Origin of the sequence: Streptomyces sp. NPDC058326 (assembly GCF_042879855.1) — a bacterium.
Classification (GTDB): domain Bacteria; phylum Actinomycetota; class Actinomycetes; order Streptomycetales; family Streptomycetaceae; genus Streptomyces.
Genome location: NZ_JBHVZO010000003.1, coordinates 285,011 through 309,764, shown reverse-complemented (window position 1 = coordinate 309,764; position 24,754 = coordinate 285,011). Strand labels below are relative to the sequence as shown.

General features: G+C 74.3%; 27 protein-coding genes and 1 riboswitch. Of the genes, 16 read left to right on the top strand and 11 right to left on the bottom strand.

Features of this window, described 5'->3' with window-relative positions; all coding sequences use genetic code 11:
- Nucleotides 1-11: 11 nt before the first annotated feature.
- Nucleotides 12-145, bottom strand: a riboswitch (cobalamin riboswitch).
- A 78-nt stretch (nt 146-223) separates the two neighbouring features.
- The 3 genes from ACFVYX_RS07000 to ACFVYX_RS06990 are packed head-to-tail and all read left to right on the top strand — an operon-like array spanning nt 224 to nt 3,692.
- Nucleotides 224-1,516: a cobalamin biosynthesis protein CobG gene (locus ACFVYX_RS07000; RefSeq protein WP_389680596.1), complete on the top strand. Its 1,293-nt coding sequence runs from the start codon at nt 224-226 to the stop codon at nt 1,514-1,516.
- Nucleotides 1,513-2,166, top strand: a complete 654-nt coding sequence (locus tag ACFVYX_RS06995; RefSeq protein ID WP_389680304.1) for a precorrin-8X methylmutase — start codon at nt 1,513-1,515, stop codon at nt 2,164-2,166. Before ACFVYX_RS07000 ends, ACFVYX_RS06995 begins: the two co-directional genes overlap by 4 nt.
- Nucleotides 2,163-3,692: a precorrin-2 C(20)-methyltransferase gene (locus tag ACFVYX_RS06990; RefSeq protein WP_389680303.1), complete on the top strand. Its 1,530-nt coding sequence runs from the start codon at nt 2,163-2,165 to the stop codon at nt 3,690-3,692. The genes ACFVYX_RS06995 and ACFVYX_RS06990 overlap by 4 nt, the downstream gene beginning before the upstream one ends.
- 124 nt (nt 3,693-3,816) lie before the next feature.
- Here ACFVYX_RS06990 and ACFVYX_RS06985 read toward each other — a convergent pair whose 3' ends face one another.
- Nucleotides 3,817-4,560: a cobalt-precorrin-6A reductase gene (locus ACFVYX_RS06985; RefSeq protein ID WP_389680302.1), complete on the bottom strand. Its 744-nt coding sequence runs from the start codon at nt 4,558-4,560 to the stop codon at nt 3,817-3,819.
- Between the two features lie 15 nt (nt 4,561-4,575).
- Between ACFVYX_RS06985 and ACFVYX_RS06980 the strand changes: the two genes are divergently transcribed.
- From ACFVYX_RS06980 to ACFVYX_RS06970, 3 genes are all read left to right on the top strand, one after another.
- A complete protein-coding gene (locus ACFVYX_RS06980) occupies nt 4,576-5,700 on the top strand; it encodes a cobalt-precorrin-5B (C(1))-methyltransferase (RefSeq protein WP_389680301.1) in 1,125 nt (374 codons plus the stop codon).
- A gap of 174 nt (nt 5,701-5,874) precedes the next feature.
- Complete coding sequence (locus ACFVYX_RS06975) at nt 5,875-6,444, top strand: GNAT family N-acetyltransferase (RefSeq protein ID WP_389680300.1); 570 nt, start codon at nt 5,875-5,877, stop codon at nt 6,442-6,444.
- 78 nt (nt 6,445-6,522) lie between these two features.
- On the top strand, nt 6,523-6,597 hold the full coding sequence (locus ACFVYX_RS06970) for a 50S ribosomal protein bL37 (RefSeq protein ID WP_100661309.1): 75 nt from the start codon (nt 6,523-6,525) through the stop codon (nt 6,595-6,597).
- A 72-nt stretch (nt 6,598-6,669) separates the two neighbouring features.
- On the opposite strand, the gene cobM is transcribed toward ACFVYX_RS06970, so the two are convergent.
- From cobM to ACFVYX_RS06940, 6 genes are all read right to left on the bottom strand, one after another.
- The gene (gene cobM / locus ACFVYX_RS06965) at nt 6,670-7,419 is read right to left on the bottom strand and encodes a precorrin-4 C(11)-methyltransferase (protein WP_389680299.1); all 750 of its coding nucleotides are present in this window, start codon (nt 7,417-7,419) and stop codon (nt 6,670-6,672) included.
- Nucleotides 7,416-8,642: a precorrin-6y C5,15-methyltransferase (decarboxylating) subunit CbiE gene (gene cbiE / locus ACFVYX_RS06960; protein ID WP_389680298.1), complete on the bottom strand. Its 1,227-nt coding sequence runs from the start codon at nt 8,640-8,642 to the stop codon at nt 7,416-7,418. The genes cobM and cbiE overlap by 4 nt, the downstream gene beginning before the upstream one ends.
- Nucleotides 8,643-8,705: 63 nt before the next feature.
- A complete protein-coding gene (locus ACFVYX_RS06955) occupies nt 8,706-8,846 on the bottom strand; it encodes a DUF6126 family protein (RefSeq protein ID WP_389680297.1) in 141 nt (46 codons plus the stop codon).
- A gap of 43 nt (nt 8,847-8,889) precedes the next feature.
- On the bottom strand, nt 8,890-10,026 hold the full coding sequence (locus tag ACFVYX_RS06950; protein ID WP_389680595.1) for a MerR family transcriptional regulator: 1,137 nt from the start codon (nt 10,024-10,026) through the stop codon (nt 8,890-8,892).
- 135 nt (nt 10,027-10,161) lie between these two features.
- Nucleotides 10,162-11,028 carry an ABC transporter permease gene (locus ACFVYX_RS06945; RefSeq protein ID WP_389680296.1) on the bottom strand — a complete coding sequence of 289 codons (867 nt, stop codon included), beginning with the start codon at nt 11,026-11,028 and terminating at the stop codon, nt 10,162-10,164.
- A complete protein-coding gene (locus ACFVYX_RS06940; RefSeq protein WP_389680295.1) occupies nt 11,025-12,029 on the bottom strand; it encodes an ATP-binding cassette domain-containing protein in 1,005 nt (334 codons plus the stop codon). The genes ACFVYX_RS06945 and ACFVYX_RS06940 overlap by 4 nt, the downstream gene beginning before the upstream one ends.
- A gap of 255 nt (nt 12,030-12,284) precedes the next feature.
- On the opposite strand from ACFVYX_RS06940, the gene ACFVYX_RS06935 reads away from it, so the two are divergent.
- The gene (locus tag ACFVYX_RS06935; protein WP_389680294.1) at nt 12,285-12,842 is read left to right on the top strand and encodes a hypothetical protein; all 558 of its coding nucleotides are present in this window, start codon (nt 12,285-12,287) and stop codon (nt 12,840-12,842) included.
- Here the strand turns inward: ACFVYX_RS06935 and ACFVYX_RS06930 are convergent.
- The 4 genes from ACFVYX_RS06930 to ACFVYX_RS06915 all read right to left on the bottom strand — a co-directional run bounded on the left by ACFVYX_RS06930 (nt 12,800) and on the right by ACFVYX_RS06915 (nt 15,747).
- On the bottom strand, nt 12,800-13,228 hold the full coding sequence (locus ACFVYX_RS06930; RefSeq protein WP_389680293.1) for a hypothetical protein: 429 nt from the start codon (nt 13,226-13,228) through the stop codon (nt 12,800-12,802). The two genes, ACFVYX_RS06935 and ACFVYX_RS06930, sit on opposite strands and share 43 nt — an antisense overlap.
- Nucleotides 13,229-13,323: 95 nt before the next feature.
- Nucleotides 13,324-13,773 carry a RidA family protein gene (locus tag ACFVYX_RS06925; protein ID WP_389680292.1) on the bottom strand — a complete coding sequence of 150 codons (450 nt, stop codon included), beginning with the start codon at nt 13,771-13,773 and terminating at the stop codon, nt 13,324-13,326.
- A 108-nt stretch (nt 13,774-13,881) separates the two neighbouring features.
- The gene (locus tag ACFVYX_RS06920) at nt 13,882-14,355 is read right to left on the bottom strand and encodes an RrF2 family transcriptional regulator (RefSeq protein WP_389680594.1); all 474 of its coding nucleotides are present in this window, start codon (nt 14,353-14,355) and stop codon (nt 13,882-13,884) included.
- 63 nt (nt 14,356-14,418) lie between these two features.
- Entirely contained in the window at nt 14,419-15,747 is a 1,329-nt protein-coding gene (locus ACFVYX_RS06915) for a PLP-dependent aminotransferase family protein (RefSeq protein WP_389680291.1), read from the bottom strand.
- A gap of 116 nt (nt 15,748-15,863) precedes the next feature.
- On the opposite strand from ACFVYX_RS06915, the gene ACFVYX_RS06910 reads away from it, so the two are divergent.
- The 9 genes from ACFVYX_RS06910 (at nt 15,864) to ACFVYX_RS06870 (ending at nt 24,733) form a co-directional block, all read left to right on the top strand.
- Nucleotides 15,864-16,661 (top strand): alpha/beta fold hydrolase, encoded by a 798-nt coding sequence (locus tag ACFVYX_RS06910; protein ID WP_389680290.1) that lies wholly within the window; start codon nt 15,864-15,866, stop codon nt 16,659-16,661.
- Between the two features lie 37 nt (nt 16,662-16,698).
- On the top strand, nt 16,699-17,130 hold the full coding sequence (locus tag ACFVYX_RS06905) for a hypothetical protein (protein WP_389680289.1): 432 nt from the start codon (nt 16,699-16,701) through the stop codon (nt 17,128-17,130).
- A 67-nt stretch (nt 17,131-17,197) separates the two neighbouring features.
- Nucleotides 17,198-17,620, top strand: coding sequence for a hypothetical protein (locus ACFVYX_RS06900; RefSeq protein WP_389680288.1), 423 nt, complete (start codon nt 17,198-17,200; stop codon nt 17,618-17,620).
- A gap of 4 nt (nt 17,621-17,624) precedes the next feature.
- The gene (locus tag ACFVYX_RS06895) at nt 17,625-18,656 is read left to right on the top strand and encodes an endonuclease/exonuclease/phosphatase family protein (protein WP_389680287.1); all 1,032 of its coding nucleotides are present in this window, start codon (nt 17,625-17,627) and stop codon (nt 18,654-18,656) included.
- 18 nt (nt 18,657-18,674) lie between these two features.
- The gene (locus tag ACFVYX_RS06890) at nt 18,675-18,911 is read left to right on the top strand and encodes a DUF2630 family protein (RefSeq protein ID WP_389680286.1); all 237 of its coding nucleotides are present in this window, start codon (nt 18,675-18,677) and stop codon (nt 18,909-18,911) included.
- Nucleotides 18,912-19,048: 137 nt separating this feature from the next.
- Nucleotides 19,049-19,921 carry an arylamine N-acetyltransferase gene (locus ACFVYX_RS06885; RefSeq protein ID WP_389680593.1) on the top strand — a complete coding sequence of 291 codons (873 nt, stop codon included), beginning with the start codon at nt 19,049-19,051 and terminating at the stop codon, nt 19,919-19,921.
- A gap of 68 nt (nt 19,922-19,989) precedes the next feature.
- Nucleotides 19,990-21,960, top strand: coding sequence for an FUSC family protein (locus tag ACFVYX_RS06880; RefSeq protein WP_389680285.1), 1,971 nt, complete (start codon nt 19,990-19,992; stop codon nt 21,958-21,960).
- Nucleotides 21,961-22,200: 240 nt separating this feature from the next.
- On the top strand, nt 22,201-23,676 hold the full coding sequence (locus ACFVYX_RS06875; RefSeq protein ID WP_389680284.1) for an APC family permease: 1,476 nt from the start codon (nt 22,201-22,203) through the stop codon (nt 23,674-23,676).
- Nucleotides 23,677-23,752: 76 nt separating this feature from the next.
- Nucleotides 23,753-24,733, top strand: a complete 981-nt coding sequence (locus ACFVYX_RS06870; protein ID WP_389680283.1) for a hypothetical protein — start codon at nt 23,753-23,755, stop codon at nt 24,731-24,733.
- The last annotated feature ends 21 nt before the right edge of the window (nt 24,734-24,754 follow it).

Below are 24,754 nucleotides of genomic sequence, written 5' to 3'. Positions count from 1 at the left end.
GCTCGGGCGAAGCCGAGAGCCTGGGGAAGGGAGTTCCTGACTCACCCGTTCCGTTTCCGGGACGGGCTCACAGTGGCGGGACCGCGCCGGAGTCTCACCGGGCTTCCTCCCCGGGGTCCTGGGACCCCATGCCGATCTGCATCCTAGATCGTGGTGCCGAGGGGCGGGGCGGGCCGCCGAGTCGGCCTGATCACACCCGGTGGGCGCCCGGTGGCCCGTGGGTATGCTCGCCGCCATGCCGCCCACCCCACCCACGACGCCCGAACCGGGCGAAGCTCGCATACGGGACCGTGGCGACGCCTGCCCCGGGGCGCTGCGTCTGCACCCCGCCGAGGACGGCCGCCTCGCCCGACTCCGCCTGCCCGCAGGGCGCCTGACACTCCATCAGGCCGAGGCGCTCGCGACCGCGGCGGAGACCCTCGGCGACGGGCGGATCAGCATCACCTCGCGCGGCAACGCGGAGCTGCGGGGCCTCGCGGACAACTGCGGCGGCGAGCTCGCGGCGCTCCTCTCGGCGGCGGGCCTGCTGCCCTCCGCCACCCACGAACGCGTCCGCAACATCGTCGCCTCGCCGACCGCGGGCCTCGACGGACTCGGATGCGCGGACGTGCAGTTGTGGGCACGCGAGCTGGACACCGCCCTGTGCGCCGAGCCCCGGGCGGCTGCTCTTTCCGGCCGTTTCCTCTTCGTCCTGGACGACGGGCGAGGGGACGTGGCCACGCTCGGCGGAGATGTGAAGTTGATCGCAGGCGCCGACGGATCCGCCGCCCTGTGGCTCGGCCCTCAGGTCTTCCGGCTCGCCGCGGCCGACGCCGTACGGGCCGCCCTCGTCGCCTCCCTCACGTTCCTCGACGCCGCCGACGCGGCCGGGAACGGGGCCTGGCGGCCCCGGGAACTGCCCGACAGCCATGTGCCGGACTGGGCCGGGGCCCTGGCACGTGCGGGGATCGCGGCCGAGCCCGTACCCGTACCGCCGCTGCCCGCGGCCACGCCACCCGCGCCCGGCGTCCTGCCCGGCGGCGCCCTGCACGTCCTCGCACCGCTCGGCCGGCTGACCTCGGCTCAGCTGCGGGCCCTGCTGCCCGCCCATGAGATCCGGCTGACACCGTGGCGGGGAGCGGTCGTCGTCTCCGGAGCGGCCGTCGCCGAAACGGCCGCCGGGACCGAAGCCGCCACCGCCCGGCTCGCTGCCCTGGAGGCGTACGGGCTGATCACCCGGCCCGACGCCCCCGGAGCCGGAGTCACCGCCTGCACCGGGCGGCCCGGGTGCGCCAAGTCCCTCGCCGACGTCCGGGCGGACGCCCTCACCGCGCCCGCCGGGCCGCTGCCCGTGCACTTCTCCGGGTGCGCACGCGGCTGCGGACACCCGTACGGCCGCTGGATCGAGGTCCTCGCCACCGGCGACGACACCTATCTGGTGGACGGCGTCCCCACCCCCCGCACCTCCCTGTCCGCAGCGGTCGCGGCGGCTCGCGGCCCGTCGACCCACACGACCCCACCGCCCCACACGAGATGAGCGAGAGCGACACCATGTTCGACTACGAGAAGGACGGGACGGAGATCTACCGTCAGTCCTTTGCCACGATCCGCGCCGAAGCGGATCTCGCGGGCCTGCCCGCCGACGTCGCCCAGGTGGCGGTCCGGATGATCCACGCCTGCGGCATGACCGACCTCGTCCAGGACCTCGCGTACTCCCCCGGGGTCGTCGCGAGCGCCCGCGCCGCCCTCCGCGCCGGTGCGCCGGTCCTCTGCGACGCACAGATGGTCGCGAGCGGCGTCACCCGCCGACGGCTGCCCGCCGACAACGAGGTGCTCTGCGCGCTCTCCGACCCGTCCGTGCCCGGGCTCGCCGCAGAACTCGGCACGACCCGCTCCGCCGCCGCCCTCGAACTGTGGCGGGACCGCCTCGAAGGCTCCGTCGTCGCCATCGGCAACGCGCCCACCGCCCTCTTCCATCTCCTGGAGATGGTCGCGAAGGGGGCCGGGAAGCCCGCCGCCGTCCTCGGCATACCGGTCGGCTTCATCGGCGCCGCCGAGTCCAAGGACGCCCTCGCCGCCCAGGAGCTGGGCCTCGAGTACCTCGTCGTACGGGGCCGTCGCGGCGGCAGCGCGATGACGGCCGCCGCGATCAACGCGATCGCTCACGAAGCGGAGATCCAGGCATGAGCACCGTGACCGGCACCGCGAACGACACCACGACCGGGTCCGGGCCCGGCAAGCTGTACGGGGTCGGCCTCGGCCCCGGCGACCCGGACCTGATGACGGTGGCGGCCGTGAAGGCCATCGCCGGCGCCGACGTGATCGCGTACCACTCGGCCCGCCACGGCCGCTCCATCGCCCGCTCGATCGCCGCCGAGCACCTCCGCGAGGACCACATCGAGGAGCGGCTGATGTACCCGCTCACGGTGGAGACCACGGACCACCCCGGCGGCTACCGGGGCGCCCTCGACGACTTCTACGAGGAGGCCTCGGCCCGCCTCGCCGCGCACCTCGACGCGGGCCGCACGGTCGCCGTCCTCGCCGAGGGCGACCCGCTGTTCTACGGCTCGTACCAGCACATGCACAAGCGGCTCGCGCACCGCTACGACACGACCGTCATCCCCGGTGTCACCTCGGTCAGCGCCGCCGCCGCCCGCCTCGGCGAGCCGCTCTGCGAGGCGGAGGAGGTCCTCACGATCATCCCCGGCACCCTGCCGGAGGACGAGCTGACGGCCCGGCTCGCGGGCACCGACTCGGCGGTCGTCATGAAGCTCGGCCGCACGTTCCCCACCGTGCGGCGGGCCCTGGAACGGTCCGGCCGGCTCGACGACGCCCGGTACGTGGAGCGGGCGTTCATGGCGGGCGAGCGGACGGAGAGGCTGGCGGAGGTCGACCCGGCGTCCGTCCCGTACTTCTCGGTCGCCGTGCTCCCCTCCCGTATCGACCAGGAGACTCCCGTACGGGACCGGGGCGAGGTCGTCGTCGTCGGCACCGGTCCGGCCGGCGCCCCCTGGCTGACCCCCGAGTCGCGCGGCGCGCTCGTCAACGCCGACATCCTCGTCGGCTACACCACCTACCTGGACCGGGTGCCGGTCCTGCGCCCCGGGCAGATCCGGCACGGCTCCGACAACAAGGTCGAGTCGGAGCGCGCCGAGTTCGCGCTCGACCTGGCCCGGCGCGGGCACCGGGTGGCGGTCGTCTCCGGCGGCGACCCGGGTGTCTTCGCCATGGCGACGGCCGTCCTGGAGGTCGCCTGTGAACCGGAGTACGCGGACGTTCCCGTACGGGTACTCCCGGGGGTGACCGCCGCCAACGCGGCCGCCGCCGCCGCGGGCGCCCCCCTGGGCCACGACTACGCGACGATCTCGCTCTCCGACCGGCTCAAGCCCTGGGAGGTCATCGAGACCCGGCTGCGCGCCGCCGCCTCGGCCGACCTGGTCCTCGCCCTCTACAACCCCGGCTCGAAGTCCCGCACGCACCAGGTGGCCGCCGCCCGGGACCTCCTCCTCACCCTCCGCTCCCCCGACACCCCGGTGGTCGTCGCCCGTGACGTGGGCGGCCCCGAGCAGTCGGTCCGGGTCCTGACGCTGAAGACCCTGGAGCCGTCGGAGGTCGACATGCGGACCCTGCTCCTCATCGGCTCGTCGCAGACCCGCGCGGCCGAACGCGCCGACGGCCGCACGATCACCTGGACGCCGCGCCGGTACGGGTGACCGAGGAGCCCGAGGGGACCGGGCCCCCGCACGGAGCGGCGCCCGGCACCAGCGCCGTGAGCCCCGCCGTGGCAGGCCATCGGACGGTACCCATCACTCCGTTGAACGCCGGTGGGCCCCTCCCTCACACCTGGGGCGCCCGGCGCACCCGCAGCGCCCAGGCGGCGGCCTCCTCCGGGGTCGCCGCCACCGGGACACCCTCCGGGACCGGGGGGCGGCGGACCACCACGACCGGGACGCCGGCCTCGCGGGCCGCGGTCAGTTTCGGGGCGGTCGCCGTGCCGCCGCTGTCCTTCGTGACCAGGACGTCGATGCGGTGGCGGTCGAGGAGCTCCCGCTCGCCGTCCAGGGTGAAGGGCCCCCGGTCCAGGAGGATCTCCGTGCGGGGCGGCATCGGGGGCTCCGGGGCGTCCACCGAGCGGACCAGGAACCACTGCGGGCGGTCCGCGAAGGCCGCGAGGCCCATGCGGCCGGTCGTCAGGAACACCCGGTCGCCGAGGCCGTCCAGGGCCCTGGCCGCCTCCTCCAGGGACGCCACGGAACGCCAGTCGTCGCCCTGCTGCGGGACCCAGCCGGGGCGGCGGAGTGCCAGCAGGGGAACATGGGCGGTGGCGGCCGCCCGGGCCGCGTTGAAGCTGATCCGCTCGGCGAAGGGATGCGTGGCGTCGATGACCGCGTCCACGGCGTGTCCACCGATCCACTCCACCAGGCCGGCGACGCCGCCGAAGCCGCCGATCCGGACCTCCCCGGACGGCAGCCTGGGGCTCGCCACCCGTCCCGCGAGGGAGCTGGTGACCCGTACCCCGCCGTGCAGCAGGCCCGCGAGGGCGCGGGCCTCGGTGGTCCCCCCGAGAATGAGTATGTGCACCACAGGAGCCCTTTCGTGACGTCAGGCGGCGGGCGTGAGGCCCAACTCAAGCACACCGGTCTCCGCCCGGGCTGGACGACCGGTGCCTGCGCGACGGCGGCGACGACGGCCGCGTACACGGCCCTCCTGACCGGCGATTTCCCGGACCCGGTGACGATCACGCTGCCGAAGGGGCAGACGCCGTCGTTCGCGCTCACCGCGGAATCCCTGTCCGGCGGGTCCGCCATGGCCGCCGTGGTCAAGGACGCGGGTGACGACCCGGACGTCACCCACGGCGCGGTGATCCGCTCGACGGTACGGCTCCTGCCGCCGGGCTCGGGCGTGGTCTTCCGGGCGGGCGAGGGCGTCGGCACCGTCACCCTGCCGGGTCTGCCCCTTGAGGTCGGCGAGCCGGCGATCAACCCGGTGCCCCGGCAGCTGATGCGTGAGCACGTCGCCGAGGTCGCGGCCCGGCACGGCGCGCCCGGCGACGTCGAGATCACCGTCTCCGTCGACCACGGCGCCGAGATCGCCCGCTCCACCTGGAACCCCCGGATCGGCATCCTCGGGGGCCTGTCGATCCTCGGCACGACCGGGGTCGTCGTCCCGTACTCCTGCTCGGCCTGGATCGACTCCATCCGGCGGGGCGTGGACGTGGCCCGCGCGGGCGGTCTGACGCATGTGGCGGGCTGCACGGGCTCGACGTCGGAGCGGACCGTCTCCACCCTCTACGACCTGCCGGAGATCGCGCTTCTCGACATGGGCGACTTCGCGGGTGCGGTCCTCAAGTACATCCGTCGCCACCCGGTCGACCGTCTCACGCTCTGCGGCGGCTTCGCGAAGCTGTCGAAGCTGGCGGCGGGCCATCTGGACCTCCACTCGGCCCGCTCCCAGGTCGACAAGGCCTTCCTCGCGGACCTGGCCCGCGCGGGAGGCGCCTCGGAGTCCCTGGCGGCGGAGATCACCGGGGCGAACACGGGCCTCGCGGCCCTCCGCCTCTGCGAGGCCGCCGCCGTCCCGCTGGGCGACCTGGTGGCCGCCCGGGCCCGTGACGAGGCCCTGGCGGTCCTGCGGGGCGCCCCGGTGGCGGTGGACGTGGTGTGCGTCGACCGGGCGGGGACGGTGGTGGGACGGTCGGAGGCGGCGGGACCGGGGGCGTGAACCGGAGGACGGAACCGGGCGCGTGGACCGGCGTGGACCGGAAGGCTGGACTGGGCGCGTAGACCGGCGTGAACCGGAGGGCGGAACCGGGCGCGTGGACCGGCGTGAACCGGAAGGCGGGGCCCGGGACCTAATCCGGGCGACAGCCGCCACGGACTCCCACAGAATGCCCGGATGCCCGACTTCCTGCACAAGCCCACCCTCACCGGCGACCTGGTCGTCCTCCGTCCCGTCACGGAGGAGGACGTGCCCGCGCTGCTCCCGCTGTTCGAGGACGCGGAGACGAACCGGCTGACCGGCAACCACACCCGCTTCGAGGAGGCGGCGCTGCGCACGTGGTACGGCTCCCGGGGCGCCCAGGACGACCGTCTCGACCTGGCCGTCGTGGAGCGGGCGACGGGCCGGGTCGTCGGCGAGGCCGTCCTCAACCTGTGGGACGAACCGAACGAGAGCTGCTCCTTCCGCATCGGGCTCGTCCCCGACGCCGCCGGCCGCGGCCTGGGCACGGAGGCGACCCGCCTGATCGTCGGGTACGGCTTCGCGTCACTGGGCCTGTACCGGATCTCCCTGGAGGTCTACGCCTTCAACCCGCGCGCCCACCGCGCCTACGAGAAGGCGGGCTTCCGCACGGAGGGCGTGCTGCGGGGGGCGCTGCTGTGGGAGGGCGAGCGGGTGGACGCGACGGTGATGTCGGTGCTCGCGCCGGAGTGGGAGGCGGGCGGGGCGGCGACCGTCGGACCTTGACGACGACGGGCCCGGATGCGACCCCCTCCCCCCGAACCTAAGCTTGCGAAGGCACACCCCCGAGCGAGAGGGAGTCCCATGGCGAAGCGTGGCAACAAGCGGCGGGCCCGCAAGAAGAAGAAGGCCAATCACGGCAAGCGGCCGAACGCCTGACCGGTCGGCGTGAACGCGGCGGGGCCCCGGGGATCAGACGTCCCGGGGCCCCGCCGCGTGCCGGTGCGCGGTTCAGCAGACGTGGCGGTCGCGTGCCGGGTCGTACAGGTGGCTGTCGCGGAACTCCGAGGCCGCGAGGGTGCGGCCGACGAGGATGACGGCCGTCTTCGTGATCCCGGCCGTCCTGGTCTGCGCGGCGATGTCGTCGAGGGTGCCCCGCAGGACCAGCTCGTCCGGGCGGCTGGCCATCGCCACCACCGCGGCCGGGCAGTCCGCGCCGTAGTGGGGGACGAGTTCGGCGACGACCCGGTCGACGTAGCGGGCGGCGAGGTGGAGGACGAGCAGGGCGCCGCTGCGGCCCAGGGTGGCGAGGTCCTCGCCCTCCGGCATGGGCGTGGCCTGCTGGGAGACGCGGGTGAGGATGACGGTCTGGCCGACCGTGGGGACGGTCAGTTCCCGCTTGAGCGCGGCCGCCGCCGCCGCGAACGCGGGGACGCCGGGGACGACCTCGTACGGGATGCCCAGCGCGTCGAGCCGCCGCATCTGCTCAGCCATCGCGCTGAAGACGGACGGGTCGCCGGAGTGGAGGCGGGCCACGTCCTCGCCGGCCTCGTGGGCGGCGGCGATCTCGGCGACGATCCGGTCGAGGTCGAGGTCGGCCGTGTCGACCAGGCGGGTGCCGGGCCCGCATTCGGCGAGCAGCTCGGTGGGGACGAGCGAGCCCGCGTACAGGCAGACCCCGCAGGACGCGAGGGTCCGCGCGCCACGCAGGGTGATCAGGTCGGCCGCGCCCGGGCCCGCGCCGATGAAGTAGACGGTCATGCTCGTTCTCCTGGTGTGGTGACGGACCACTGCGTGACCGGCATCGCCTGGCGCCAGCCGGTGAAGCCGCCGACGGGGACGGCGGTGGCGACGGCGAGCCGGATCAGTTCGCCGCCGTGACGGCGGTGGCGTTCGGCGAGGAGCGCCTCGGACTCCAGCGTCACGGTGTTCGCGACGAGCCGGCCGCCGGCGGGGAGCGCGTCCCAGCAGGCGTCGAGGAGGCCGGGGGCGGTGAGGCCGCCGCCGATGAAGATGGCGTGGGGGGCGGGAAGGCCGGTGAGGGCCGCGGGCGCGGGGCCCGTCACGACCCGCAGGCCGGGGACGCCGAGGGCGTCGGCGTTCCGCTCGATCCGCGCCGCCCGCTCCGGCGACTTCTCGACCGTGATCGCCCGGCAGGAGCGGTGGGTCCGCATCCATTCGACGCCGATGGAGCCGGAGCCGCCGCCGATGTCCCAGAGGAGTTCGCCGGGGGCGGGGGCGAGGGCGGCGAGCGTGGCGGCGCGCACGTACCGCTTGGTGAGCTGCCCGTCGTGCTCGTACGCCTCGTCGGGCAGGCCGGGTACGGCGCCGAGCCGGAGGGTGTCCGGGTCGCGCACGCAGTCGAGGGCGAGGACATGGAGGGCGTCGGTCCGCTCGTGGGGCCAGTCGGCGGCGGTCGCGTCGAGGAGCCGCTCGCGGTCTCCGCCGAGCTGTTCGAGGACCCGGATCCGGGTGCCGCCCCAGCCGGTGTCGCGGAGGAGCGCCGCGACGCGGGCGGGGGTCTCGGGGCCTTCGCCGAGGACGAGGAGCCGGCGGCCGGGGTGGAGCGCGGCGGAGAGCGCGGCGAGGGGCCGGGCGACGAGGGAGACGGTCTCGGTGTCCTCCAGGGGCCAGCCGAGCCGGGCGCAGGCGTACGAGACGGAGGACGGGTGGGGGTGGATGCGGAGGCGGTCGGCGCCGACGGTCTCGGCGAGGGTGCGGCCGATGCCGTAGAAGGACGGGTCGCCGCTGGCGAGGACGGCGATCGTCCGGCCCTGGTGGGCGGCGAGCAGTCCGGGGACGGCGGGGCGGAGCGGCGTCGGCCAGGTGATCCGCTCGCCGGGGCAGGTGTCGCCGGGGAGCAGGCCGAGCTGGCGGGGGGCGCCGATGAGGACCTCGGCGGCGCCGAGGACGCGGCGGGAGGTCTCGGGGAGTCCGTCCCAGCCGTCCGCGCCGATTCCGACGACCGCTATCGCATCGTTCACGTCGGCGACTCTACGTGACGGCCGTTTTCCGGCGGTACGTGGCGGGCCCCACTCGGGCGGCGCTCACTTCTGGGCGTTCTGTCCGACGTAGAAGAGGATCCAGACGAAGCCGGCGAAGGCGTGCGTCGCGAAGACGTACACGAAGACGCGGAGCATCACCCCGCGTTCTTTCCAGCGTTCCGTGTCGGTCTCGGGTGCGGCCATGTCGTCCAGCGTAAGGGCCGGCCTGCCTCGGGCCGGCCCTTACTCACCCGGCGGCGGGCACCACGTCCGCCACCACACACGCCACGTTGTCCGGGCCGCCCAGGTCCCGCGCCAGCGCGACCAGCGCCCCGGCGGCGTCGTCGGGGGCGCTTCCCCGGGCCAGTGCCCGCCTGATCTCCTCGGCCGGCGCGACCGCCGAGAGCCCGTCCGTGCACAGCAGATACCGGTCCCCCGGCCGCGCCTCGTGCACCCCGAGCTCCGGCTCGGGCGGCACGTCCCCGCCGTCCAGGGCCTTGAGGAGCAGCGCCCGGTCGGGCCGGTCCGCCGCCTCGGCCGGGTCGAGTTCGCCCGCGTCGACCAGCGCCTGGACGACGGTGTGGTCGCGGCTGAGCCGGACGAGCACGCCGTCCCGCAGCAGATACGCCCGCGAGTCACCCAGGTGGGCGAGCACGAGACGGCTCCCGGTCCACAGGGCGGCGGTCAGCGTCGTACCCGAATCGGCCAGGCCGGTCACCGCGCCGTCGGCGCCGCGCACCGCGTCCTCCAGGGCGTTGAGCACGTCGCCGGTGCGCGCCGTCGGCTCCGGGGCCGGTACGGAGGCCAGCGCGCCGACCGCCGCGCGCGCGGCCCGCTCCCCCTCGGGCCCGTACCCGTCGGCGACGGCCAGCAGGTGCGGGCCCGCGTGGGCCGCGTCCTGCTGGGAGGGGCGGACCAGGCCGGGGTCGAGACGCACGGCGGTGCGCAACGTCCAGGGCGGTGAGGCGGGCGAGGCGCGTGGCACGTCCGGGTTCTTCTCGGGGTTCGTCGCCGCTGCCGGTACGGAGGTCATCTCGGTGGTTCCCTTCAGCCGTTCCACCAGGGAGGCCGCCAGGCCCCTGCGCGCAGCCGTCTCCGCCTCGATCCGCGCCCAGTGACCGCGGATCGCGCGGGCCGCGCCCGCCGGGTCCTTCCCGTGCAGCGCGCAGACCCGTCCGACCTCGGCGAGCGGCATGTCGATCCGCCGCAGCCAGGCGATCAGGCGGGCCCGTTCGACCTGCTCCTCGGCGTAGTACCGGTAGCCGGTGAACGGGTCGACGCGGGCGGGCGGCAGCAGGCCGAGCTCGTCGTATCGGCGCAGCGCCTTGGCGGAGAGCCGGGTGGCGCGGGCGAAGTCCCCGATGGTCAGCATGGGTGTGGGCATCGGCATGGGTTCCGCGTCGCGCACGGCTCTCTCCTCCCCGTGCCGGGCTCCCTGCCCGGCACGGCCGATGCTGGACCTTCCCGGCAGGGGAAGGTCAACACGGGGATCCGGCACGTGCGGAGGACCGATCCGGCACTACTTGCGGTTGTAGAGCCTCATGGTGACCGCTCCGAAGACGACGACGAGCACCGCGGACCAGCCGAGCGACCAGGCGATGTCGGCGGCCGGCCAGTTGCCCGCCATCAACTCCCTCACAGAGGTCGCCAGATGGGTCACGGGGCTGTTGTTGACGAAGGCCTGGAGCCAGCCCGGCATCGTCCTCGGGTCGACGAAGACGTTGGACAGGAACGTCAGCGGGAAGATCACCATCATGCTGACGCCCATGACGGACTTCTCGCTGCGGAGCAGCAGTCCGAACATGGTCCAGATCCACGAGAAGGAGAACGAGAACACGAGCAGCAGCGCCACCCCGAGCAGCACGCCCACGACACCGCCGTCCGGCCGGTAGCCGATGATCATGCCGACCGTCAGCATCACGGCCGAGGCGATCAGATACCGCACGACATCGCCGAGGAGGTAGCCGACCATCGGCGCCGGCCGCCAGATCGGCAGCGTACGGAAGCGGTCGAAGACACCCTTCTCGATGTCGGTGTTGACCGAGACCCCCGTGTACATCGTGATCATCACGACGCTCATCACCAGGATGCCCGGCAGCAGGAACTGGACGTACGAGGAGACGGAACCGGCGAGCGCGCCTCCGAAGAGGTACGTGTACATCAGCACCATCATGATCGGGAACGCCGTCACGTCGAACAGCTGCTCCGGCACGTGCTTGATCTTCAGCATGGCCCGCCAGCCGAACGTCAGCGACGCGGACAGCGCGCTGGGCCGCGGTGGACGCTCGTGGCCGACGAGGAGCGCGGCCAGGTCCTCCGCCCTGGGCGCCTCGAAGGCGAGGGCGTCGGTCTGCCGGGGATCCTTGCCGGTGGTGACGGTGGTCATGCCGCCGTTCCCTTCCCGTCGTGGTCCGGGGGCGGGCTGCCGTCCGCGGGCCTGTCCGTCAGTGCCAGGAACACCTCGTCGAGGCTGGGCTGGCCGAGCCCGAAGCTGTCGACCGTGACCCCGGCCCGCGCCAGCTCCGCCAGGGCCCGCGCCGCCTGCTCGGCGGCGCCGAGGTCCGTCCCGTGGCCGTTGACGGTGGCGGTGAGCGCGACCGGGTCGGGTTCGAGCGTGACGGCCGCCTTCAGCGCGGCCCGGAGGACCCGCTCGGCCTCCGGGCGCTGCTCCGGGTCCCTGAGCCGTACGTGCACGGAACCCGAGCCGACGGAGGCCTTCAGCTCGCCCTTCGTGCCCTCCGCGATCACCTTCCCGTGGTCGATGACGGCGATGCGGGAGGCCAGCTGGTCCGCCTCGTCGAGGTACTGGGTGGTGAGCAGCACGGTGGTGCCCTGGGCGACGACGGCGCGGACGATGTCCCAGACCTGGTTGCGGCTGCGCGGGTCGAGGCCGGTGGTCGGTTCGTCGAGGAAGAGCAGGTCGGGGGTGTTGAGGATGGACGCGGCGATGTCGATACGGCGCCGCATACCGCCCGAGTAGTTCTTGATCTGCCGGTCGGCGGCCTCACCGAGCCCGAACGCGGCGAGCAGCTGCGCGGAGCGCTCGCGGGCGGCGGGCCGGGTATGGCCGAGCAGCCGGCCGAGCAGGACCAGGTTCTCCGTGCCGGTCAGGTCCTCGTCGACGGAGGCGTACTGGCCGGTGAGGCTCACGCGGCCGCGCACGGTGTCGGCGTCCTTGACGACGTCCTTCCCGAAGACGCGGGCCCGGCCGCCGTCGGGGCGGAGAAGGGTGGCGAGCATCTTGACGGCGGTGGTCTTGCCCGCGCCGTTGGGGCCGAGGACGCCGTAGACGGTACCGGCGGGGACGCGCAGATCGACGCCGTCGACGGCTCGGTTCGTGCCGAAGACCTTGACCAGGCCCTCGGTCTCGATGGCGAGGTCGGTCATACCGTCGCTCCCCCTCCGGGTCGGGATCGAGCACTCCTGCCAGTCTCCGACACCCTCCGGTGGATCGCCAGGCCGGAGGGCGCCCGCTCGCCCGCCCCGGCGCCCGGACGCGTATCGCCGTCTCGCCGTACCGCTCTCCTCTCTCGCCGTCTCGCCCTCTCGCCGTCTCGGAGGATCCCGGCTCCCCCGGCAGACGGAGGAGGACCGGCCGCCGGGGCGACGTCCGGGCGGGGGAGGCGGCGGGACGCTGAATCCATGATGAGAGTCAAAGCGCTTCCCGATGTGCCCCGCTGGGCCGTTCTCGCCGCTCACGCGGTTCCGCTCGTCACCCTCCCGTCCGGCCTGTGGCGGCTCGCGCTCGTCGCCGGGCTCCCGGTCACGCAGGACGCCGGGCTCGGGCCGCTGGGCGTGGGGGAGTCCGTGTACGTGGTCTCCCTCAGCGTCGTGTCCGAGCTGCTCGCCCTCCTCACCCTGGGGCTCGTCCGCTCCTGGGGCGAGGTCTTCCCCCGCTGGATGCCGTTCCTCGGCGGGCGACGGGTGAACCCGGCCGCCGCGACGGGCGCCGCACTCGCCGGAGTCGCGGGGCTGTGTGCCATCGCCGGATGGGGCGTCTACGCCTCGTACGCGGACCTCGGCCCCGGCATCCCGGCCACTCCGGCCCAGGACGCGCTGCTCATCGCCTGCTACACGCCCCTCGCGGCCTGGCCCGTGCTGCTCGCCGCCGTGGCGGTCGCCTACTACCGGCGGCGCCGCCACGGCGAGGGGCGTCGTCAGTACGGCGCGGGGCGGCCCGCGGCGTCCTCGTGGGTGTAGAAGAGGTAGAAGGCACCGGCCGCGTTCACCCCGGCGAAGGCCAGTCCGAGCCCGGCCGACGACAGGACGCTGGCGCCGGACAGGCTGAACAGGAAGCCGACCGCGATGCCGGCCAGGCTGCCCCAGGCGACGGCCCGCAGCTCTCGGGGGAGGGCGCGGCCGTAGCGCCGGAGCGCGTAGATCGCGCCGGCGAGGACCACGGCCGAGACGAGGCCGAGCCACAGCTGCCCGAGGGTGGCGGCGCCGCCGTGGCGGGCGACGGTCGACGCGTAGAGGCCGTACAGGACGCCGAGGGTGAGGGGCACGCCCCAGCCGTGCGTGCGGCCGTGCGTCCGGCCCTGCGTGCTGGTCCGGCGCCGGACGGGTACCGCTGCGTGTGCGGCCATGGCAGGAGCTCCTTCTTCTCTCGCCCCCCTGCTGCTTCCCGCACCCTCCAGGGCACACCCCCGCCCGGCGCCCCGCAAGTGGATCAGCCGCCGGGTCAGCCGCCGGGCCGTACGGCGACGGCGTCGATCTCGAAGAGCATGCCCGGCAGGGCGAGCGCCGCGACCCCGCTGAGGGTCTGCGCGGGCAGCCGCTCGCCGAAGTGGGCGTGCAGGGCCTTGCCGAGGACCTCCAGCTTGGCGAGGTCGTGATCGACGACGTACGAGCCGAGGCGGACGACGTTCCACAGGCCGAGGCCGACGCCTTCCACGGCGAGCCTCAGGTTCGTCAGGGAGAGCTCGACCTGGGCGGCGAAGTCGCCGGGAACGGGGGCGCCGGTGGCGTCGGAGGCGTACTGGCCCGCGATGAAGACGAGCTCTCCGGGGGCGGAGACGGCGTGGCTGTAACCGAAGGGGGCGGGGTCGTGGAGGGTTCCGGGGTTGGTGATGCGCCGCGGGTCGGCGGATCCCTCGGTGACGGCGGCGGTCGGAGTCGTCCGGGCGGTCATGGCTGATCGTTCCTTCCGTTCAAGTGGATGTGAGATGTCCAGAATTGAGCTCTTCGGAAGCTCCGCCCCCACGCGGGAGGGCGGCCCCCACGGGGGGAGGCAGCCGTGTCAGACGCCGGCGAACCAGCTGCGGAGCCGGTCGGCCGCGGCCGGCGCCTGGCGTTCCGCCCGCTCCCGTACGTCGTCCAGGGTCTGGGCCATGAGCTCTCGCCGCCAGGCCAGCTCGGCCCGTCCCATGGCCCCGGCGATGGCGCACTCGGCGGCGTACGTCCCCGGCGCTCCCGCGCCGGGTCCCTGCTGCCGGATCTCCGTGCAGCGGAAGGCCTCGTCGGGCCCTTCGATGGCGGTGACGACGTCCATCAGGGTGATCCTGTCCAGGTCGCGGGCGAGCCGGAAGCCGCCCTTGGGACCGGAGGCCGAGGTGACGATCCCGGCGCGGGCGAGCGCCTGGAGCTGCTTGTTGAGGTACGCGGGGGGCAGTTCGTGATAGGCCGCGAGGCGTGCGGCGGTGACCGCCCGCCCGGGTCCGATCCAGGCCAGGTTCAGGCAGCTGTGCAGCGCCCACTCCACACCCTCGTTCATTCTCATGATTCTGGATCTTATATATCCAGGATGAGTGGGCCAAGGGGATTTCCGGAACCGCGCTCAGGGCGTGTCCGCCGCGAGTGCCGCCAGGCGGCCGAGGGCGTCGTCGAGGACGGCGTGGGGCGGCGAGGCGAGGCCGACCCTGATCGCGTCCGGGGCCGTACCGGCCCCCACCGCGAAGGCGCTGCCCTGGGTGACCGCCACGCCCGCGCGTGCGGCGGCGGCCGTGAAGGTCTCCGCCCGCCAGGGCGCGGGCAGTTCCCACCAGCAGTAGTAGGCGTACGGGGAGGTCCGCAGGGCGTGTCCCTCGAGCCGCCGCAGGACCAGGGCGTGCCGGGCCTCCGCGTCCGCCCGCTTGGCCGCGACCGCCTCGGTGACCGTGCCGTCCGCTGCCCAGCGGGTGGCGGCGGCGAGCGCCAGTCCGCCCGCCGTCCAGGCGCCGGAGCGCAGGGCCTCGGCCACGGCGGTGCGCAGCCGCCCCGGCACCACCAGATAGCCGACGGTCAGGCCGGGGGCGAGCCGCTTGGAGAGGCTGTCGACGAGGACGACCCGCTCGGGCGCGTGCGCGGCGAGCGGGGCGGGCGCGTCGGGCACGAGGAAGGCCCAGGTGGTGTCCTCGACGGCCGTGAGGTCCAGGCTCCGCAGCAGCTCGGCGAGGGCGGCGCGGCGGTCGTCGCCGGTGGTCGAGGAGAGCGGGTTGTGCAGGGTCGGCTGGAGGTAGACGGCGGCGAGCGGCGCCGCCCGGTGGGCCGCCGCGAGGGCCTCGGGCCGTACCCCGTCGGCATCGAGGGCGAGCGGCACGAGCCGGATGCCGAGCCGCTCGGCCACCGCCTTGACCAGGGGGTACGTGAGTGCCTCGACGCCCAGCCGGCCTCCGGGCGGGACGAGCGCGGAGAGCGCGGCGGCGATGGCCTGCCGTCCGTTCCCGGCGAAGAGCACGCTCGCGGGGTCGGGCGCCCAGCCGGGCCGGCCGAGGACGGCCGCCGCCGCGTCGCGGGCCTCCGGGGTGCCGGTGGCGGCGGCCGGCCGGGAGACGGCCTCGGCCAGGACGTCGGGCCGGCCGAGGGCAGCGAGCGCGCGGGCCATCAGCTCGGACTGGCCGTCGAAGCCGGGGTAGTTGAGCTGGAGGTCGACGGGGGCGGCCCCGGTGGCCTCGGCGAGGGCGGGCCCCGGCAGCGGCGGCGCGGCCCGGACGAAGGTGCCGCGTCCGACCTCGCCGACGACCAGGCCCCGGCGCGCGAGCTCCCCGTACACGCGGATCGCGGTGGAGTTCGCGATCCCGTGGCGCCGGGCGAAGACCCGCTGCGGCGGGAGGCGGTCGCCGGGGCTCAGCCGCCCCTCGCGTACGGCCGCCTCGACCCGGTCGGCGATCCTCCGGTACTCCTCCACGGCCACCCTCCCGTATCGCACCCGCACCGCACCCGCCTCGCTCGGGCGCGGCCCACATTGCACCGAGAGCAAAGATCTTATTGCACCGAGCAGTTGTGGCTGCCTAGCCTGCGGACATGCCCTTCGCCACCACCGCCAAGGCCGGGACCTTCTACGAGGACCAGGGCACCGGCCCCGCCCTCCTCCTCGTCCACGGCCACCCCTTCGACCACACGATGTGGCGGCCGCAGATCGACCGCTTCTCCCGTACACACCGGGTGATCGCCCCGGACCTGCGGGGCTACGGCGCCACACCCCTGGGCGCGAACCCCGGCTCCACCGACCTCGGCGTCTTCGCGGAGGACCTCGTCGCCCTCCTCGACGACCTGGGGATCGGCGCGTGCGTCCTCGCCGGCCTCTCCATGGGCGGCCAGATCGCCATGGAGCTCTACCGCCGCCACCCCGAACGCGTCCGGGGCCTCGTCCTCGCCGACACCTTCCCGGCCGCCGAGACCGAGGACGGCAAGGCCGCGCGGAACGCCATGGCCGACCGTCTCCTGCGCGAGGGCATGCGGGGGTACGCCGACGAGGTCCTCGACCGGATGGTCGCCCCGTACAACACCCATGCCGCACCCCACGTCCACCGCATGATGTGCGCCACCGACCCGGTCGCCGCGGCCGCCGCCCTCCGCGGCCGGGCCGAACGCCCCGACTACCGGAAGACCCTCACCACGGTCCCGTTCCCCGCGCTCGTGATCGTCGGCCGGGACGACACGTACACCCCGGTCACCGACGCCGAGGAGATGCGCGCCCTGCTCCCGCACGCCACGCTCGCCGTGATCGAGCGGGCCGCGCACCTGCCCAACCTGGAGCGGCCCGAGGAGTTCGACGCCGTCCTCGAGACCTATCTCCGCTCACTCGTCCGGCCCAGCTGAAGATTCGGAACCGCGCGCACGCGCCGACGATGGGGCCATGAGCCAGAACACGGCACCACCCCGCAGGCAGCACTCCTCCTCCGGCGCCTGGGCAGCCGGCGGCACGCTCTTCGCGGGCGTCCTCATGCTGGTCACCGGCCTCATGGACGTCTTCCAGGGCATCGCCGGCATCGCCAAGGACGACATCTACACCCGCGTCGGCGACTACGTCTTCAAGTTCAACCTCACCACCTGGGGCTGGATCCACCTGATCCTCGGCGTCATCATCGCCATCGCCGGCTACGGCATCCTCAAGGGAGCGGAATGGGGCCGGGTCGCGGGTATCGCGCTCGTCTCCCTCAACATCCTGTTCCAGTTCCTCTTCCTGCCGTACCACCCGTGGTGGGCGCTCTTCTCCATGGCCATCTCGGTCTTCGTCATCTGGGCCCTGGCCACGGACGACGCGTACGGCCGCGACGAGAGACTCTGAGGAACGGCCACCCATGCCGAGACTGCCGGGACCACCCCTGAAGCAGCCATCCACGCGGCGGCCGTCCATGAGGCGCACGACGGCGGTCCTGTCCCTCACGGCGGCACTCGCCCTCACCGGCTGCGACACCATCGCGGACAAGGCGGGCGAGGTCGTCTCCTCCGCCACCGCGGCCGTCGCCTCGGCCGCCCAGGACAAGATGAACGAGGTCAAGGACGGGGTGAACGCCCGCGGCGACGTGAAAGCCGGGCCGACGAGCACCGACGGCGACCGCACGGTCGCCGAGATCACCGCGACCAACCCCAAGGACAAGGACGCCGACTACACGGTCATGGTGACCTTCCGTGACGGCGAGGGAAACTTCCTCGACTCGGTCGTGGTCACCATCGACGGCGTCGGCCCCGGGGCGTCCAAGTCCGGTACCGCGCGCAGCAATCGGACGCTCTCGGGCGACACCAGGGCGGAGATCGCACAGGCGCTGCGACACTGAGGGCGTGGACCGAGCCCTTGCCGCCGTGCCGGAACCCCCGCCCGTGACGAGCGCCGCTCCGGCGGCCCCCGAACCGCCGCCTCTCCGGCCCAGGCACCGCCTCACCGCCTGGGCCGCGGGGCTGCTCCTCGTGGTGCCCGCCCTCCTCGCCGGCTGCCGTCTCCTCGACACCGACGCGATCACCCCCGTACCGCAGCTGCTCTCGCTCCTGCCCTGGTTCACCGTGCCCGCCGGGCTCGCGGTGCTCCTCGCCGCCGTCGCCCGCCGCCGCGTCCTCACCTTCACGGCCGTCGTCGTCCTCACCGCCACCGGTTGGGCCGCCCTGCCCTACCAGCCGCAGCTCGTCACCGCGTACGGCGCGCCCCTCACCCAGGTCCGGGTGCTCGCCGCCAACGTCGAGTACGGCCAGGCCACCGGGGCGCTGACCGAGACGATCCGGCGCGAGCGGCCCCAGCTGGTGTTCGTCTCCGAATGCGACCAGGTCTGCGGACACGCCCTCACCACCGCCTTCGCGGCCGAACTGCCCCATCACGCCTCGGTCGACGCCGGCGGATCCGTCGGCTCCGTCCTGCTGAGCGCGTACCCGCTGACCGACGAGCGGGTGATCCCGGCGGTCATGGGCATGCCGGGCGCCACGGCGGTGATCGCCGGCGTGCCCGTACGTCTGCAACTCGCCCACCCGCTGCCGCCGATGCCCGGCCAGGTCGACCTGTGGAAGCGGGAGCTCGGCCGCATCGAGAGCACCGCCCGGCAGCACACCGGCCCCCTCCTGGTCGCCGGAGACTTCAACGCCTCCCAGGACCACGCCGCCTTCCGCTCGGTCCTGCGCGCGGGCCGCCTCCAGGACGCCGCCCGCCTCGCGGACGCGAGCCGCACCCCGACCTGGCCCATGGAGGGCCCCCTGCCACCGTTCGTGCAGATCGACCACGTCCTGGTCAGCCGGGACTTCACCGTCCGGGGCATCCGCTTCCCCGACCTCGCGGGCTCCGACCACCGTGCCGTCCTCACCGATCTCGACCTGCGCGGCGGCCGCTGATCGGCCACGCTGGAAGACATGGAGAACGAGGAGATCCTGGACGACATCGGTGCCCTCGTCGAGGAGGAACGCGCCCTGCGGCAACGCACCGGCGGTCTCCTCCCCGAGGAACTCACCCGCCTCGCCGAACTCGAGGTGCGTCTCGACCAGTGCTGGGACCTGCTGCGGCAGCGGCGGGCCAAGGCGGAGTTCGGTGAGGACCCGGACACGGCGACGATCCGCCCGGCCACCGAGGTCGAGTCCTACCGCAACTGAGCCGCGGTCCGGAGGACGGGCCGCCCGGCGCGGCCTGGGGCGTGTCGGGCTCGCCCTAGGGCCAAAGGACCAGGGCGATGACCACACGGGGGCCGATGACCGCCCCCGCCCCCGCTGCGTAGGGTCGGAGCGTGACGATCAACGACGAAACGCTTCAGGAGCCCACTCCCCGCACGGACGACGAGTCCGCCCCCCGCCTGGACCTCGACGCCTACCTCGCCCGCGTCGGCTGGACCGGGGAGCGGCGCGCGGACGCCGCGACACTGCGGTCGCTGCACCGTGCGCACATGCACGGCATCCCGTTCGAGAACCTCGAGCCGCTCGGCGGCTCCGCCCCCTCCCTCGCCCTGCCCGACCTGGAGGCGAAGCTGGTCAGCGGGGGCAGGGGCGGGTACTGCTACGAGCACAACACCCTGCTGGCCGCCGTCCTCGACGCCTTCGGCTTCGGCGTCACACGCCTGTGCGCCCGTGTCGTCCTCGGCGCCCGCGGCGCGATCCGGCCGCGCACCCACATGCTGCTCCTCGTCGACGTACCGGGCGAGCCGGTCCCGTACGTGGCCGACGTCGGCTTCGGTGCCGGCGGAGCGCTGCTCGAAGCGATCCCGCTGACCGCGGACACCGAGTTCCGGGACGCGCCCCGCCGGCACCGCCTGGTCCACGAGCCGCACCGCGGACCGCTGGAACTGTGGGTGCTCCAGGCGTACGAGGACGACGCGTGGACCGATCAGTACGCCTTCACCGTCGAACCGTACGAGGCCCCGGACTTCGAGGTCATCAACTGGCACATCGCCACCAACCCCCGCTCCCCCTTCTCCCACCTGCTCTACGTCCAGCGCACCACGCCCGAGGCCCATCTCGCGCTCAGCGGCCGCCGGCTCGTCGAGACCCGCGCGGACGGCACCCGTAAGGAACGGGACCTGTCGGGGCACGACGAGATCAGGCGCGTACTGACCACCGACTTCGGCATCGCGGTGCCGGACGGCCTGCCACTGGACCGCCAGGAGCCGTAGGCGACGGCGCGACGACCGCCCGTCCGCGGCCGTCCCCGCACGCCGGGCAGCCCCCGTAAGTTGGTCGTATGGCTCGTCCCGCACGGCCCGCACGGGTCGCTCCGCCCGTCTGGCTCACCGCCGGGCTCAAGCCCGCCCCCGCGCCGGTCCCCTGGGCCGCCGTCCTCCGCGCCGCCGTCGCCCTCGCCGCACCGCTCGCCGTGGGGCTTGCCGCCGGGCAGCCGGCGTACGGGGCGCTCGTGTCGATGGGCGCCCTGTCCGGTGTCATCGGCGACACGGCCGACGCCTACCGGATGCGGGTCTTCAACATCGCCGTGCCGCAGCTCTTCGGGGCCGTCGGCGTCACTCTCGGCACCCTCGTCTTCGGTCACGGCTGGCTCGCGGTCGCCGCGCTGACCCTCGTCGCGCTCGTCTCCGGGATGATCTCCTCGATCGGGGCCGTCGCCTCCGTGTCCGGGCTGCTCCTGCTCCTCAACGCCGTCGTCGGCGCCGGCCTGCCCATGCCCGACCCGTGGTGGAAGGCGCCCGTCCTCCTCGGCCTCGGCGGCCTCTTCGTCCTCGCGCTCACCCTGCTCGGCTGGCCGCTGCGCCGGGCCGTGCCCGAACGTTCCGCCGTCGCCGCCACCTACCGCGCCGTCGCCGACCTCTACGAGGCCACCGGCACATCGGCGTACGACGAGAAGCGGCAGGCGGTCACCGCCTCGCTCAACCAGGCGTACGACCTGATCCTGGCGCACCGGGCCCGGCAGCACGGCCGCGCGCCCTCCCTGGTCCGGCTGCTCGCCCAGCTGAACGTCGTCATCCCGCTCGCCGAGGCCGCGCCCGCCGCGCATCTGCGCGCCCGGCTCCACGGCCCGCTGCCCGCCGAGATCCCGGCGGCGGTACGGGAGCTCGCCGACGCCGTCGAGGAGGGCCGCACCGGGACCCCCGTACTCGATCTGCCGCCCCCGGAACGCCCCTCGGAGAAGGCCGTCGACCACGCCCTGCGGTACGCGGCGACCGTCGTCCACAAGGCGGACCCCGACCCGTACAACGTGGACGACCGGCTCGGCCGGCCCGCGGCGCTCCGGGTCCGCGTCCGCCGGACCACCCGCGCCGTGCTGTTCTCCGGGGCGTCCTGGCGGTACGGGCTGCGGCTCGCGCTCTGCATCGGGCTCGCGCAGGCCCTGGTCTCGCTGATCGCCGTGCCCCGCTCGTACTGGGTCGCCCTGACCGTCACCTTCGTCCTGAAGCCGGACTTCGGCTCGGTCTTCTCCCGGGCGGTGCTCCGCGCCTTCGGCACCGCCCTCGGCCTCCTCCTCGCCGCCCTCGTGCTCGCCGAGGTCCCCCGCGGCTGGTGGGACGTCCCCGTGATGTGCGTGCTCGCGGCCCTCATCCCGGCCTTCTCCGCGAAGGGGTACGCCTTCCAGACGGCGGCCATCACCCCGGTGATCCTGCTGCTCTCCGACACCCTCAACCAGCAGGGCTTCGGCCTGGTCATGCCCCGCCTGTACGACTCGCTCATCGGCTGCGGCATCGCCCTGATCGCCGGCTACCTGCTGTGGCCCGAGTCCTGGCACACCCGGATCGGGGACCGGCTCGCCGACGCCGTCGCCGACACCGCCGCGTACGTGTCCCTCGCCTTCACCGGGGACGCCTTCTCTGGGGACGGCGCGGACCAGGGCGCGCGGCTGCGGGCCCGGCGGAAGCTCTACCGGGACCTGTCGACGGTCCGTTCCGAGTTCCAGCGCGCCCTGACGGAACCGCCTCCCACCGGGACCCGGGCCGCCGCCTGGTGGCCGCTCGTCGTCGCCGCCGAGCGGATCGTGGACGCGACGACGGCCGCCCGCATCAGGACCGACCACGGCGCCCCCGCCCCCGACCCGGACGAGGTCGCCGCCGTCGAGCGGGAGCTGCGCGAACTCGCCCACGGACTGCGCGAGTCCGAGACCCTCGTGGAGGTCCGCGCGGAACTCCCCGGCGACGAGAACGGAGTCCTCGCGCCGCTCCGCCAGGAGGTCCGCGCGGCCCGCGCCATCGCCGGTCCCGACCTGCGGTAAACCTCCCCGCGGGGGCGTACGGGAGGACTTACCGGCGGTCACCGAACGGAACCCTCCCCACCGCCGTTACCGGAATCCACCCGGGCGACTACGATGCGCTCGATTCACCGTGATCCGCGCCCGCCGCCGTCGGCAACCGGCACGGCGGACGGGCCACTTCGCCCTGCCCCCGCCCCGCCACCGCCCCGCCACCCACCTCGCCACCGCCCCCCTCACCCCCCGCGCCCCGAGGACCCCGCCATGCGCACCACCACGAGCAGAGGGCTCCAGCCCAATGTCCTCGGCACCTTCGACACGATCGTGATGGCCGTCGCCGGCAGCGCCCCCGCCTATTCGCTGGCCGCGACCACCGCCGTGCTCTTCGGCGCCGTCGGCTTCGCGGGTCCCGCGGCCCTGCTGTACTGCGCGATACCGATGTTCGGCATCGTCCTCGCGTACGCCCGACTCGGCCGCATCGACGTCAACGCGGGAGCCGGCTACTCCTGGGTGGGCCGCACCCTCCACCCCTTCCTCGGTTTCCTCTCCGGCTGGGCCCTGGTCTTCGCCGCCACCGTCTTCATGGTGGCGGGCTCCCTGCCCGCCGGCGCCCTCACGCTCTCCCTGATCGACCCGGACCTCGCCGACAGCACCCCGCTCGCCGCCGCCGTCGGCGCCGGCTGGTTCCTGATCATGCTGCTCGTCGTCCTGGGCGGCGCCCGGCTCACCGTACGGGCCCAACTGATCATGTCGGGCGTCGAAATGCTGATCCTGGTCGGATTCGTCCTCGCCGCCGTCGCCCACCGGGGGCGGGCCGCCGCCTTCGACTGGTCCTGGTTCGGCCTCGGCCAGTTCGAGGGCCCGCAGGGCTTCGCCGCGGGCGCCCTGATCGCCGCCTTCTACTACTGGGGCTGGGACGTCACCAGCAACCTCAGCGAGGAGACCCGGAACAGCCGCCGCACCGCCGGGCTCGCCGCGCTCGTCGGCGTCGGATTCGTCTTCGTCCTCTTCGAGGCCTTCACCGTCGCCGTGAACGTGCTGCTGACCGCCGAGGAGATCCGCACCGCAGGACCCAACGTCCTCGCCGTCCTCGGCCAGGAGATCTGGCCGGGCGTCGGCGGCAAACTCCTCGTCGTGGCCGTCGTCCTGTCGACCGTCGCCACCCTGGAGACCACCCTCCTCCAGGTCACCCGCTCGCTCTTCGCGATGGGCCGCGACCGGACCCTGCCCGCCGCGCTCGGCACCGTCCACCACCGCTGGAACACGCCGTGGGTCGCCATCGCCGCCGTCGGAGGCGCGGCGCTCCTGATGTTCTGCGCCGCCGCGGCCGCCGGCTCCGTCCAGCGGATCCTCAGCGACGCCGTCGCCGCGATCGGACTCCAGATCGCGTTCTACTACGGCCTCGCGGGCATCGCCGCGATCGTCGCGTACAAGTCGGTCCTGTTCCGCTCCGTGAAGAACCTCGTCCTCGGCGGCCTGTGGCCCCTCCTCGGCTCCGCGTTCATGCTCTGGGCCTTCGTCGAATCGCTCGGCGAACTCTCCACGACCGCCCTCACCATCGGCCTCGGCGGCCTGCTCGTCGGCCTGCTCCCCCTGGTCGTGTACTGGCGGAAGGGCAGCGACTACTACCGCCCGGCCCGCCTGGACGCCGTCCGCGCGATGGCCGCGACCGAGGGCTCGGGCCCGGCCACGCGCACGCGTACCGGCACCGCGGACAAGAGCTACGCGACGGACTTCTGACCGGCGCGAAGCCCCGCACACCCGGACGACGAGCCCTCCACGACTTCTGACGGCTGCCGCATCGAAGGAGGCCCCCATGGCCGTACGCCGACGCCCCGCGCGTCCTGAGCGCTTCGTGCCCGACTTCGACCCGGACTTCGGGGACCGCGCGCTGACCGAGGCACGCCACGACATCGTCATCGGCCGCTGGCAGGGCGTACGGGACCTGCTCGCCGCCACCGGGGACAACTGGGCCCGCCGCACCCACCGGCTGCGGCTCCTCTCGCACGCCGCCGCCGGAAGCTCCACCGTGGAGACCTGGCGGGCCGCCGAACCGGGCAACCCCGACGCGGCCGTGCTGCGGGCGGCGACCGAGGTGGTACGGGTCTTCGACGCCGCCATCGCGGCGGGCCGGGGCGCCGCCGTCGAACGCGGCCGGGTCGACGCCGCCGTCGACGCCTGCCGGGGCGCGGCCGAGGCGGCACCCGCCGACCCGATGCCGTGGGTGTCACTGCTCTCGGTGGCGAGGCTGTACGAGGGCGGGGTGCCGCGCCGCGAACTGCGCCACTGGTTCGACGAGCTGCGGCGCCGCGACCCGTACAACACGGAGGGCCACATCCAGGTGCTGCGCTACTGGTCGGCCCGGTGGCACGGGACGCACGGCAGCATGTACGACTTCGCCCGCGACGCGGCGGGCGTGGCACCGCCCGGCTCGCCGCTGCCGGTCCTGGTGCAGGTGGCGCGGGTCGAGGAGTACCGGTACATCGTGGACGGGGCGCTCGGGCGCGGCCCGGTGCGCGGCTTCGACCAGCACTGGAAGCACGAACTCGCGGTCACGGAGCTGCGCCGTACGCACGCGCGGTGGATCGGCGGCCGCGACCGGGGCGCGCCGGTGGCTCCGGAGGAGGCCGGGGACCTCAACTTCCTGGCGCACGCCGCCTGCTACGCGGGCCAGGTGGAGATCGCGCGGGAGCTGCTCGGGATGCTGGGCAGACGGGCGGCGTGGGTGCCGTGGTCGTACACGGGGGACCCGGCGGAGCAGTTCACGCGGTTCAGGGAGGGCCTGGGGGCGGAGTAGGAACCCCGCCCCCGGCCCGTC